The organism is Streptomyces sp. NPDC096176 (genome assembly GCF_044763255.1).
In the GTDB taxonomy this organism is placed as follows: Bacteria; Actinomycetota; Actinomycetes; order Streptomycetales; family Streptomycetaceae; genus Streptomyces.
On record NZ_JBIWFV010000013.1, the window covers coordinates 175,801 to 188,321 of the forward strand.

The following is a 12,521-nucleotide window of genomic DNA, read 5'->3' on the forward strand; positions in this document are numbered from 1 at the left end:
ACCCATCGGGTGTGTCCCGGTAGGGTGGCGCGCGCATCGTGCGCAACCGCGAATCAGGGGGTCCACACACGTGAGTACGACCGCAGCGACCGGCTTCTGCCGCGTCACAGTCGTGGCGCCGGACAGCCGTATCGATGTCGCCCTCCCCGAGGACATCGCCGTCGCCGACGTCTACCCGGAGATCCTGCGCCTGACCGGTCAGACCCAGACGCCGGGCGCACCGACCGGCTACCACCTGGTCCGACGGGACGGCACGGTCCTGGACGGCGCGCGCTCGCTCTCCGCCCAGCAGGTACTCGACGGAGAAGTGCTGAGCCTGCGTCCCTTCGCCGAGTCGCTGCCCCCCGCCGTCTTCGACGACGTCTCGGACGCCGTGGCCTCCGCGGTGGTCCGTGACCGGCATCTGTGGGGCGACGACCTGCTGCGCGGTGCCGGCCTCGTCGGTGGCGTCCTGCTGCTCGTCCTCATGGGCTTCGTTCTCTGGTTCGCCGATCCGGTCCGCCACGACATGCACAGCCTGCCCGGCATCATCGCGGGTGCCGCCGGAGTGCTCCTCACGGCCTTCGCGGGCGTACGGGCACGCGTCTACGCCGACCGTGCCACAGCCGTCGGTCTCGGACTCGGGGCTCTGCCGCTGCTGCTCATCGCGGGCTCCGGGATCATCGGCCCGGACGCGGGTCACGGCCCGGGCCGACTGCAGTTCCTCCTCGGCTGCGTGACCGTCCTGGTCGCCTCGGTCGTCCTCGTCGCCCTCACGCCCAGTGGCGACGCCCCCTTCGTCGCGGCCACGTTCCTCGCCGTGACCGGCACCGTCGCCACCTTCGTGGCGATCGTGACCGAGTCGTCCGCGACGGAGACCGCGGCCGTCGTCGTTCCCGTCGCCATCGGCCTGGTCGCCTTCCTGCCCGGCCTCTCCGCCCGTTTCGCCCGGCTGCCCATCGGCTACGCCTCTCCCCGCAGCGCCGCCGACGAGTTCGACGACGACGCCTACGCCGACCCGAACGAGACGCCCGAGGCGGAGCCGGTCGACGCCGAGAGGATCGCCGCGCAGGCCCGCCGGGGCCACGAGATGCTGCTCGGCCTGGTCGGCGGCTGCGCCGCTGTCGTTGTCGGCTGCGCCGCCGTGCTCGGCTTCTCCAGCAACGTGTGGGGCCAGCTGCTGGCGCTGGCAGCCGGCCTCGCGATGCTGCTGCGCGCCCGTCTCTTCCGCTACACCTCCCAGGTGGCGTGCGCCCTGGTCGCGGGCATCGCCGCGATCGCCCTGCTGGTGCTCGGTCTCTCCCTGAACCCCCCGGTCGACCTGGTGAAGGACCTCCTGATGTACGGCGACCGGGGAGGCCTTGACATCCGTACGATCTGGCTGACCGCCACGGTGGCCGCGGGCGCCGCGCTGATCACCGCGATCGGCCTGGTCATCCCGAAGAAGGGCCTCTCGCCCTTCTGGGGCCGCCTCCTCGACATCGCGGAGGGCGCGGTGCTGCTCGCGCTGGTGCCGCTCTGCCTCGCCGTTCTCGACGTCTACAACGCGGCGCGCTCGCTCACCAGCTAGGCGGGCGCCGCCGCAGCCGGGCGGGCGCTGCGGCTGAGCTCCGCCGGGCTGGTACGCTGTGCAACGGCCGTTTGTGTTCGCGCCCCCCGGATCACCCGGGAGGAGCGCTCGACGGACCTCCGCCTCCGAGTCACGGAAGCTCCCCTGAGACAGAGACCAGGGGCACTCGCGGGCGCATCGAAACCATTGAGGAGTACCGAGTGTCTCTCGACGCCGCTACGAAGAAGCAGATCATCACCGAGTTCGGCACCAAGGAGGGCGACACCGGCTCCCCCGAGGTTCAGGTTGCGATGCTCTCCCGCCGCATCTCGGACCTGACCGAGCACCTCAAGACGCACAAGCACGACCACCACTCCCGTCGTGGTCTGCTGATCCTGGTCGGCCAGCGCCGCCGCCTGCTGCAGTACCTGGCCAAGAAGGACATCCAGCGCTTCCGTACGCTGGTGGACCGGCTCGGTATCCGCCGCGGTGCGGCCGGCGGTGCCAAGTAAGACGCCGTGAAGGGAGCGGTTCCCACTCTTAGGGGGCCGCTCCCTTTGCTGTACGTGCGCAATGTGCCGGACGGCAATTAGTCTGGTCTGCACAACGCCACACTCATCGCGCGAGAAGCCGCCTCCTCGCCGCCGGTCCTCGGTAGTGGCCCCCGGACGCAATCACCCGGGTGCTTCGATCGAAGACCGGCCCGCACACAAGGCGCGCTTCTCCGCCACGGTCCCCGGCCACACGGGCGCGGGGACGAAAAGACGAATGTAGGAGAAACCGCTGGTGGAGAACGAGACCCACTACGCCGAGGCTGTCATCGACAACGGCGCCTTCGGTACCCGCACCATCCGCTTCGAGACGGGCCGCCTGGCCAAGCAGGCCGCCGGCTCCGCCGTTGCGTACCTGGACGACGACACCATGGTGCTGTCGGCCACCACCGCTTCCAAGAAGCCCAAGGACCAGCTCGACTTCTTCCCCCTCACGGTGGACGTCGAGGAGCGCATGTACGCGGCCGGCAAGATCCCCGGCTCCTTCTTCCGTCGTGAGGGCCGGCCCTCCGAGGACGCGATCCTCACCTGCCGCCTGATCGACCGGCCGCTGCGCCCCTCCTTCAAGAAGGGCCTGCGCAACGAGATCCAGATCGTCGAGACGATCATGGCTCTCAACCCCGACCACCTGTACGACGTGGTCGCGATCAACGCCGCCTCCTGCTCCACGCAGCTGGCCGGCCTGCCCTTCTCCGGCCCGATCGGCGGCACCCGTGTCGCGCTGATCAAGGGCCAGTGGGTCGCCTTCCCGACGCACACCGAGCTCGAGGACGCCGTCTTCGACATGGTGGTCGCCGGTCGCGTCCTGGAGGACGGCGACGTCGCGATCATGATGGTCGAGGCCGAGGCCACCGAGAAGACGATCGAGCTCGTCAAGGGCGGCGCCGAGGCGCCGACCGAGGAGGTCGTCGCCGCCGGTCTCGAGGCCGCGAAGCCGTTCATCAAGGTCTTGTGCAAGGCACAGTCGGACCTCGCCGCCAAGGCCGCCAAGCCCACCGGTGAGTTCCCCGTCTACCTCGACTACCAGGACGACGTCCTGGAGGCGCTCACCGCCGCCGTCAAGAGCGAGCTCGCCCAGGCGCTCACCATTGCCGGCAAGCAGGAGCGCGAGACCGAGCTCGACCGCATCAAGGAGCTCGCCGCCGAGAAGCTCCTCCCGGCCTTCGAGGGCCGCGAGAAGGAGATCTCCGGTGCCTACCGCGCGCTGACCAAGAAGCTGGTCCGCGAGCGGATCATCAAGGACAAGGTCCGCATCGACGGCCGCGGGATCACGGACATCCGTACCCTCGCCGCCGAGGTCGAGGCCATCCCGCGCGTGCATGGATCGGCGCTGTTCGAGCGTGGCGAGACCCAGATCCTGGGCGTCACCACCCTCAACATGCTCCGCATGGAGCAGCAGCTGGACACCCTCTCCCCGGTGACCCGCAAGCGCTACATGCACAACTACAATTTCCCGCCGTACTCCGTCGGTGAGACCGGCCGCGTGGGCTCGCCCAAGCGCCGTGAGATCGGCCATGGCGCTCTCGCCGAGCGCGCCATCGTGCCGGTGCTGCCGACGCGCGAGGAGTTCCCGTACGCGATCCGTCAGGTGTCCGAGGCCCTCGGCTCCAACGGTTCGACGTCCATGGGCTCGGTCTGTGCCTCCACCATGTCGCTGCTGAACGCCGGTGTGCCGCTGAAGGCCCCTGTCGCCGGTATCGCCATGGGTCTGATCTCCGAGGAGATCGACGGCAAGACGCACTACGTCGCGCTCACCGACATCCTCGGTGCCGAGGACGCCTTCGGCGACATGGACTTCAAGGTCGCCGGCACGAAGACGTTCGTCACCGCGCTCCAGCTCGACACCAAGCTCGACGGCATCCCCGCCTCGGTCCTGGCCGCCGCGCTGAAGCAGGCCCGCGACGCCCGCCTCCACATCCTCGATGTGATGAACGAGGCCATCGACGTCCCGGACGAGATGTCCCCGAACGCCCCGCGGATCATCACCGTCAAGATCCCCGTGGACAAGATCGGTGAGGTCATCGGCCCCAAGGGCAAGATGATCAACCAGATCCAGGAGGACACCGGCGCCGACATCACGATCGAGGACGACGGCACCATCTACATCGGTGCCGCCCAGGGCTCGCAGGCCGAGGCCGCCCGCGCCACGATCAACGGCATCGCCAACCCGACCATGCCGGAGGTCGGCGAGCGCTACCTGGGCACGGTCGTGAAGACGACCACCTTCGGTGCGTTCGTGTCCCTGCTCCCGGGCAAGGACGGTCTGCTGCACATCTCGCAGATCCGTAAGCTCGCCGGTGGCAAGCGTGTGGAAAACGTCGAGGACGTGCTCGCGGTGGGCTCCAATGTCCAGGTCGAGATCGCCGAGATCGACTCCCGCGGCAAGCTCTCCCTCATCCCCGTGATCGAGGGCGAAGAGGGCGACGACACGAAGGACGACACCGACAAGTGACGTCCCGTAGTTCACAGGCGACGGCCCGCACCTCCTCGGAGGCGCGGGCCGTCGCCCGTACCCAAACGCTCCTCCAGGGCCAGAACGGCATCGGCACCGTCCGGCGCACCACCCTCCCCGGCGGCCTGCGCGTCGTCACGGAGACCCTGCCGTCCGTGCGGTCCGCCACCTTCGGCATCTGGGCCAACGTGGGCTCCCGCGACGAGACCCCCTCGCTCGGCGGCGCCACGCACTATCTCGAGCACCTCCTGTTCAAGGGCACGCGCAAGCGCTCCGCCCTCGACATCTCGGCGGCGATCGACGCGGTCGGCGGCGAGATGAACGCCTTCACGGCCAAGGAGTACACCTGCTACTACGCACGGGTGCTCGACACGGACCTGCCGCTCGCCATCGACGTGGTGTGCGACATGCTCACCGGTTCGCTGATCCTCCAGGAGGACGTAGAAGCAGAGCGCGGCGTCATCCTCGAAGAGATCGCGATGACCGAGGACGACCCGGGCGACTGCGTCCACGATCTGTTCGCGCAGACCATGTTCGGCGACACCCCGCTGGGCCGCCCGGTCCTCGGCACCGTCGACACCGTGAACGCCCTGACCGCCGACCGCGTCCGGCGCTTCTACAAGAAGCACTACGACCCGACCCACCTGGTCGTCGCCGCAGCGGGCAACATCGACCACGCCACGGTCGTACGTCAGGTCCGCCGCGCGTTCGACTCGGCCGGTGCTCTGACCCGTACGGACGCGGTGCCCACCGCGCCCCGCGACGGCAGCCGCGCCCTGCGCACCGCGGGCAAGGTCGACCTGCTGAACCGCAAGACGGAGCAGGCCCATGTCGTGCTCGGCATGCCCGGCCTCGCCCGCACCGACGACCGTCGGTGGGCGCTCGGCGTGCTGAACACGGCCCTTGGCGGCGGTATGTCCTCCCGTCTCTTCCAGGAGGTCAGGGAGAAGCGCGGCCTCGCCTACAGCGTGTACTCGTACACCTCGGGCTTCGCCGACACCGGCCTGTTCGGTGTGTACGCGGGCTGCCGGCCCAGCCAGGTCCACGACGTGCTCAAGATCTGCCGCGACGAGCTCGACCGGGTCGCCTCCCACGGGCTGTCGGACGAGGAGATCGGCCGCGCGATCGGCCAGCTCTCCGGCTCCACGGTCCTCGGTCTGGAGGACACCGGCGCGCTGATGAACCGTATCGGTAAGAGCGAGCTGTGCTGGGGCGAGCAGATGTCGGTCGACGAGATGCTCGCCCGGATAGCCGCCGTCACCCCTGACGAGGTACGCGCGGTGGCCACGGACGTACTGGGCCGGCGCCCGTCGTTGTCGGTGATCGGCCCGCTCAAGGACAAGCAGGCGGACCGTCTCCACGAAGCGGTTTCCTAGAAGCGGTCTTCTAAAAGCAAGGGAAGTTAGCGATGAGCAAGCTGCGCGTGGCCGTCCTCGGTGCCAAGGGCCGTATCGGCTCGGAAGCGGTACGAGCCGTCGAGGCCGCCGACGACATGGAACTGGTCGCGGCGCTCGGCCGCGGCGACAAGCTGGAGTCCCTCGTGGAGTCCGGTGCCCAGGTCGTCGTCGAGCTCACCACCCCCGCGTCGGTGATGGGGAACCTCGACTTCTGCGTACGCCACGGAATGCACGCCGTCGTCGGTACCACCGGCTGGACCGATGACCGCCTCGCGCAGCTCAACACCTCGCTCGCCGCGTCCCCCGAGACCGGTGTGCTCATCGCGCCCAACTTCTCCATCGGCGCGGTCCTCACCATGAAGTTCGCCCAGCAGGCGGCGCGTTACTTCGAGTCCGTCGAGGTCGTCGAGCTGCACCATCCGAACAAGGCCGACGCCCCGAGCGGCACCGCCACCCGCACGGCCCAGCTGATCGCCGCGGCCCGCGCCGATGCCGGCTGCGCCGCCCAGCCCGATGCCACCGTCACCGCTCTGGACGGCGCGCGAGGCGCGAATGTCGACGGGGTCCCGGTGCACGCGGTGCGGCTGCGCGGGCTGCTCGCCCACCAAGAGGTTCTGCTGGGCGGTGAGGGAGAGACGCTCACCATCCGTCATGACTCCCTGCACCACAGCAGCTTCATGCCCGGCATCCTGCTCGGCGTCCGCCGTGTGGTCTCCGCTCCCGGCCTCACCTTCGGCCTGGAGAACTTCCTCGACCTGAGCTGAAGCGGAATCATGCGCGCAAAGATCACGTACTTCGTCACGGCAGCCGTCCTGGTCGTCTACTTCGTCCTGGTCGGCAGCCGCGGCGTGATGCTCATACAGCAGGGCACCGCCATCACCGTCACCTTCGGCGCCGCGGTGCTGATCCTGCCGGTGATCGGCGTCTGGTTCCTGTGGAAGAACACGCAGTTCGTCAGCCGGGCCAACCAGCTCGCCGCGGAACTGGAGGCGGAGGGCGGGCTGCCCGTCGACGAGCTGGTCCGCACCCCGGGCGGCCGTATCGACCGTGACTCCGCGGACGCCGTGTTCGCCAAGCGCCGGGCCGAGACGGAGGATTCACCGGACGACTGGCGCTGCTGGTTCCGGCTGGCCGTCGCCTACCACGACGCCCGCGACACACCTCGGGCCCGCCGGGCGATGCAGCGCGCGATCGCGCTGCACGACGGCAGGCCCGTTCCGAGCTGACTCGTCCGGGGCGCAGCAACGGTCCCGAAGCCGGTCCGGTCTTGGAGCGCGGAGACGTTCCTGTCGACCTCGGACCTGCTCGCCGAACGCTTCGGAGCCGGCTCCGGTTCGATCAGCGAGCCGGCCCCCGCAGGAGTCAGCCGGCGCGGTACTCCGAGCCCCACGCCTCCACGGTGTCGGCCGCCCGGTCGAAAGCTTCCGGGCGGGACAAGAAATCGGCGTTGTGGTCGGTGAGCAGCGTGAGCGGCTCCGCGCCGTGCCGAACCATCACGAGTGCCTGCCCCTGTACGGTGCGGGGCAGCCCGAGCCAGCGCACCGGCTGCTGCACGGTGCGCAGCTCCGAGGTGCGCTGCCAGTGCGTCGTGCCGGTCGTCAGGAACGCCACGCGCCGCAGGCCGTGGCGGCTGACCCAGACGCCCATACGGAGCAGTCGCAGTGCGGCCGCGATCACCACGGCACCGAGGGCGAAGCACGCACCGGCGCCGGGCAGGGCGCCCGCGAAGGCGATGATCATCGCTGCGATCAGCACGAACGAGGCGAGCAGCAGCATGAGAGCCGCGGCCCCCACCCGCCACGGCCCCGGGCGGTACGGACGCCGCCACTCGTCGTGATCGTCGAAGGGCAGCGCGACATCATCCGCTTGCGTGTCAAAAGCACGGTCGGCCGTCAGGAAGGGCAGGGGCACGACGGATCCTCACTCACCAGCACACTCGATTGGGCTGTGCCCGGGTGAGGCTACCGAGACCGCCGGAGCGCGACCACCCCAGGGTGCCCTGGGGCGCGTCCCAGGACACCGGGCAGCCGGCGGAGGGTCAGCGCCCCTGGGAGGCTTCGGACTGCTGCGAATGAGCCGGCGTCCGACCGGTCTCCAGGGCGGGAAGCCCGAAGAGCAGGGAGCCGACGAGTCCGCCGACGACGGTCAGCCCGACGAGCACCCGGCCCGCGAGCTGCGAGCGGCTGGGTCGGGTACGGGGCGGGGGAGCGACGTTACTGCGGAAGGCGTCGGCCTCGGCGACGAACGCGAAGGGGACGGCTTCTCGCCGGCGGAACATCAGGGACTCTCCTAGAAAATCGTCACGGAAGCTGCGGGACTGGACGCCGCTACTGGTATAGACGAGCAACACGGCCATTCGGTGCCCGAATTCCCCGAATTGACCAAAGGACACCCGAGTGGCGTCATGGTCTTCGCTGTCAGTGCCGCCCCGTAGAGTGGACGCCGCCCGAGCGATGCAACTGGAAGGACCGCGCCGGTGAGCCAGACCCCCGCAGAGAACGTAAAGCCCAGCTTCCGCAGCGATGTCACAGTCGAGCTGGTGAAGCACACGGCCGGAGACTCCGACGTGCTGTGGGCGGCCCGTGTCTCCACCGCGGGCGAGCAGTCCCTCGACGAGCTCTCGAAGGATCCGGAGCGCTCCAAGGGCCTCATCAACTACCTGATGCGCGACCGCCACGGCAGCCCCTTCGAGCACAACTCGATGACCTTCTTCATCAGTGCCCCGATCTTCGTCTTCCGCGAGTTCATGCGGCATCGCGTCGGCTGGTCGTACAACGAGGAGTCGGGCCGCTACCGCCGCCTGGACCCGGTGTTCTACGTGCCGGACGCCGAGCGCAAGCTCGTCCAGGAGGGCCGCCCGGGGAAGTACGTCTTCGTCGAGGGCACCGCGGCCCAGCAGGAGCTCACCGGGCGGGTGATGGAGGACTCCTACCGCCAGGCGTACGAGGCCTATCTGGAGATGCTCGACGCGGGCGTCGCCCGCGAGGTCGCCCGGGCTGTGCTGCCGGTCGGCATGTACTCGTCGATGTACGCGACGTGCAACGCCCGCTCGCTGATGCATTTCCTCGGCCTGCGCACCCAGCACGACGACGCCAAGGTGCCGTCCTTCCCACAGCGTGAGATCGAGATGGTCGGCGAGAAGATGGAGCAGCACTGGGCGAAGCTCATGCCGCTCACCTCCGCCGCCTTCAACGCCAACGGGCGGGTCGCTCCGTAGGATCGCTCTCTAGGGCACAGATGTACGGTCAGCCTGGAGAAGTGTCCGTATTGCGGCGTTTCGAGAAGTTCATCTAGGCTGATCAAACGGACCCGGCACTGCTTGAACCCCCGAGCAGGCAGTGCCGGGCTCCGCATGCCACGTCGTACGTCACGTCCCCCGAGGGGACCCCCTGCGCTGAGCAGCGAGTAGCGTGTTACCCATGGCTCCGATCTCCACTCCGCAGACCCCCTTCGGGCGGGTTCTTACCGCCATGGTCACGCCCTTCACGGCGGACGGCGCACTTGACCTCGAAGGCGCCCAGCAGCTGGCCGCCCATCTGGTGGACGCAGGCAACGACGGCCTGGTCATCAATGGCACCACCGGCGAGTCGCCCACCACCGGCGACGCGGAGAAAGACCAGCTTGTACGGGCCGTGCTGGAAGCGGTCGGAGACCGTGCCCACGTCGTCGCCGGCATCGGCACCAACGACACACGCCACAGCGTCGAACTCGCCCGCGCGGCCGAGCGCGCCGGCGCGCACGGCCTGCTCGCTGTGACCCCCTACTACAACAAGCCCCCTCAGCAGGGCCTGCTCCGTCACTTCACGGCCATCGCCGACGCGACGGAGTTGCCGGTGATGCTGTACGACATCCCCGGACGCAGCGGCGTCCCGATCGACACCGAGACGATCGTGCGCCTTGCCGACCACCCGCGGATCGTCGCGAACAAGGACGCCAAGGGCGACCTGGGCCGCGCCAGCTGGGCCATCGCCCGCAGCGGCCTCGCCTGGTACTCGGGCGACGACATGCTCAACCTGCCGCTGCTCTCGGTCGGCGCCTGCGGATTCGTCTCCGTCGTGGGCCACGTGGTCACTCCTGAGCTCCGTGCGCTGCTCGACGCCTACCGCGGCGGGGACGTCCAGAAGGCGACGGAGATCCACCAGAAGCTGCTCCCGGTCTTCACGGGCATGTTCCGCACCCAGGGCGTCATCACCACCAAGGCGGCGCTGACGCTCCAGGGACTACCGGCCGGTCCGCTGCGCCTTCCCCTCGTCGAGCTGTCGCCGGAAGAAACCGCACAGCTCAAGGTCGACCTGACCGCCGGTGGGGTAGAGCTCTGAACAGACTTCACAACTGAATAAGCGCAGAACCGGCTGATGAGACCGACACGAGGCCGACCGACACCGGTCGGCCGCACGGACCCGGCCGGACACAGACACAGCAAGTGCACGTATGTCATGTACGCCACGTGCCCCCGCGGTACGTGGCGTACATGGTGAGGAGAGTCTTTTGAGTCATCCGCATCCTGAACTCGGTGCGCCGCCCAAGCTGCCTCAGGGCGGCCTGCGCGTCACCCCGCTCGGCGGTCTCGGTGAGATCGGCCGGAACATGACCGTCTTCGAATACGACGGCCGACTGCTCATCGTCGACTGCGGCGTCCTGTTCCCAGAGGACGAGCAGCCCGGGATCGACCTGATCCTGCCGGACTTCACCACCATCAAGGACCGCCTCGACGACATCGACGGCATCGTGCTCACGCACGGCCACGAGGACCACATCGGCGGCGTCCCGTTCCTGCTCCGCCTGAAGCCGGACATTCCGCTGATCGGCTCCAAGCTGACCCTCGCCCTGATCGAGGCCAAGCTCCAGGAGCACCGCATCCGCCCCTACACCCTCGAGGTGACAGAGGGGCATCGCGAGCGGATCGGCCCCTTCGACTGCGAATTCATCGCGGTCAACCACTCCATCCCGGACGCCCTGGCGGTCGCCATCCGCACCCCCGCGGGCATGGTGGTCCACACCGGCGACTTCAAGATGGACCAGCTGCCGCTGGACCGGCGCCTCACCGACCTCCACGCGTTCGCGCGTCTGAGCGAGGAGGGCATCGACCTCCTGCTTTCGGATTCGACGAATGCGGAGGTCCCGGGGTTCGTCCCGCCGGAGCGTGAGATCTCGAACGTCCTGCGGACGGTCTTCGCGAACGCCCAGAAGCGCATCATCGTGGCGAGTTTCGCCAGCCATGTGCACCGCATCCAGCAGATCCTCGACGCCGCCCACGAGTACGGCAGGCGGGTCGCCTTCGTCGGACGTTCGATGGTTCGCAACATGGGCATCGCCCGCGACCTGGGATACCTGCGGGTTCCGGCCGGGTTGGTCGTAGACGTCAAGACCCTGGACGATCTCCCGGACCACGAGGTCGTTCTCATCTGCACGGGATCCCAGGGCGAGCCCATGGCGGCCCTCTCCCGGATGGCCAACCGTGATCACCAGATCCGTATCGTCCAGGGGGACACGGTCATCCTGGCGTCGTCCCTGATCCCGGGCAACGAGAACGCGGTCTACCGCGTGATCAACGGCCTGACCCGCTGGGGCGCGAACGTCGTCCACAAGGGCAACGCCAAAGTCCATGTCTCCGGCCACGCGTCGGCCGGCGAGCTGCTGTACTTCTACAACATCTGCAAGCCGAAGAACCTCATGCCGGTTCACGGCGAGTGGCGCCACCTGCGAGCCAATGCGGAGCTCGGCGCCCTGACCGGTGTTCCCAAGGACCGCATCGTGATCGCCGAGGACGGTGTTGTCGTCGACCTCGTCGACGGCAAGGCCAAAATCGTCGGCAAGGTCCAGGCCGGTTATGTGTACGTCGACGGCCTCTCGGTCGGCGATGTCACGGAGCCCGCACTGAAGGACCGCCGCATCCTCGGCGAAGAGGGCATCATCTCCGTCTTCCTCGTCGTCGACAGCACGACGGGCAAGGTCGTGGGCGGGCCCAACATCCATGCGAGGGGTTCGGGTATCGAAGACCCGGCGTTCTCGGCCGTCATGCCCAAGATCGAGGACGCGATCGCCAAGGCGGCCTCCGACGGCGTCGCCGAACCCCACCAGCTGCAGCAACTTGTTCGCCGCACGGTGGGCAAGTGGGTCTCCGACACCTACCGCCGGCGCCCGATGATCCTCCCGGTCGTCGTCGAGGTCTGACACCCAACACTGGCGCGGGGCCCCCGATTTGCATCGGGGCGCCCCGCTCCAGTACGTTTACGGCTCCGCCTGAACGGGAACCCCGCACACTCATGTGTGCTTCGTGGCGCCCGAAGGGGGCGGGGAATTCCGACTCAGAATCTCTGATAAAGTCGGAGTCGCCGGAAAGGGAAACGCGAAAGCGAAGAACCGGAAGGCAAGCAAGAAATTCTCTGCTGAGCAGAGAGCCCGCCGGCCGGGAATCGGACACGAAAGAGTCTGATAGAGTCGGAAACGCAAGATCGAAGGGAAGCGCCCGGAGGAAAGCCCCAGAAAGTGTTCTGTGGGTGAGTACAAAGGAAGCGTCCGTTCCTTGAGAACTCAACAGTGTGCCAAAAATCAACGCCAGATATGTTGATACCCCGTCCATCTTCGGATGG

11 protein-coding genes are annotated in these 12,521 nt (G+C 68.3%); 9 read left to right on the forward strand and 2 right to left on the reverse strand.

The genetic code is table 11. The annotated features are described in order from the left end of the window. The first annotated feature begins 70 nt into the window (after nt 1–70). From eccD to ACIQ7Q_RS29805, 6 genes are all read left to right on the forward strand, one after another. A complete protein-coding gene (eccD, locus tag ACIQ7Q_RS29780; RefSeq protein ID WP_403868725.1) occupies nt 71–1,549 on the forward strand; it encodes a type VII secretion integral membrane protein EccD in 1,479 nt (492 codons plus the stop codon). Nucleotides 1,550–1,749: 200 nt separating this feature from the next. Beyond that, on the forward strand, nt 1,750–2,040 hold the full coding sequence (gene rpsO / locus ACIQ7Q_RS29785; protein ID WP_356629631.1) for a 30S ribosomal protein S15: 291 nt from the start codon (nt 1,750–1,752) through the stop codon (nt 2,038–2,040). Nucleotides 2,041–2,314: 274 nt separating this feature from the next. Next, nucleotides 2,315–4,531 (forward strand): polyribonucleotide nucleotidyltransferase, encoded by a 2,217-nt coding sequence (locus tag ACIQ7Q_RS29790; RefSeq protein WP_403868729.1) that lies wholly within the window; start codon nt 2,315–2,317, stop codon nt 4,529–4,531. Next, nucleotides 4,528–5,907 (forward strand): M16 family metallopeptidase, encoded by a 1,380-nt coding sequence (locus tag ACIQ7Q_RS29795; protein ID WP_403868732.1) that lies wholly within the window; start codon nt 4,528–4,530, stop codon nt 5,905–5,907. The genes ACIQ7Q_RS29790 and ACIQ7Q_RS29795 overlap by 4 nt, the downstream gene beginning before the upstream one ends. A 32-nt stretch (nt 5,908–5,939) precedes the next feature. Next, on the forward strand, nt 5,940–6,692 hold the full coding sequence (gene dapB, locus ACIQ7Q_RS29800; protein WP_403868735.1) for a 4-hydroxy-tetrahydrodipicolinate reductase: 753 nt from the start codon (nt 5,940–5,942) through the stop codon (nt 6,690–6,692). Between the two features lie 9 nt (nt 6,693–6,701). Then, on the forward strand, nt 6,702–7,154 hold the full coding sequence (locus ACIQ7Q_RS29805; protein ID WP_403868738.1) for a hypothetical protein: 453 nt from the start codon (nt 6,702–6,704) through the stop codon (nt 7,152–7,154). 136 nt (nt 7,155–7,290) lie between these two features. Here ACIQ7Q_RS29805 and ACIQ7Q_RS29810 read toward each other — a convergent pair whose 3' ends face one another. Next, on the reverse strand, nt 7,291–7,839 hold the full coding sequence (locus ACIQ7Q_RS29810; RefSeq protein ID WP_403868741.1) for a hypothetical protein: 549 nt from the start codon (nt 7,837–7,839) through the stop codon (nt 7,291–7,293). 127 nt (nt 7,840–7,966) lie between these two features. Further along, on the reverse strand, nt 7,967–8,206 hold the full coding sequence (locus ACIQ7Q_RS29815; protein ID WP_403868744.1) for a hypothetical protein: 240 nt from the start codon (nt 8,204–8,206) through the stop codon (nt 7,967–7,969). A gap of 198 nt (nt 8,207–8,404) precedes the next feature. On the opposite strand from ACIQ7Q_RS29815, the gene thyX reads away from it, so the two are divergent. The 3 genes from thyX (at nt 8,405) to ACIQ7Q_RS29830 (ending at nt 12,102) form a co-directional block, all read left to right on the forward strand. Beyond that, the gene (gene thyX, locus ACIQ7Q_RS29820) at nt 8,405–9,145 is read left to right on the forward strand and encodes an FAD-dependent thymidylate synthase (protein WP_403868747.1); all 741 of its coding nucleotides are present in this window, start codon (nt 8,405–8,407) and stop codon (nt 9,143–9,145) included. A 202-nt stretch (nt 9,146–9,347) separates the two neighbouring features. Next, nucleotides 9,348–10,247: a 4-hydroxy-tetrahydrodipicolinate synthase gene (gene dapA / locus ACIQ7Q_RS29825; protein WP_403868750.1), complete on the forward strand. Its 900-nt coding sequence runs from the start codon at nt 9,348–9,350 to the stop codon at nt 10,245–10,247. Nucleotides 10,248–10,416: 169 nt separating this feature from the next. Continuing rightward, complete coding sequence (locus tag ACIQ7Q_RS29830; protein WP_403868752.1) at nt 10,417–12,102, forward strand: ribonuclease J; 1,686 nt, start codon at nt 10,417–10,419, stop codon at nt 12,100–12,102. Nucleotides 12,103–12,521 lie beyond the last annotated feature (419 nt).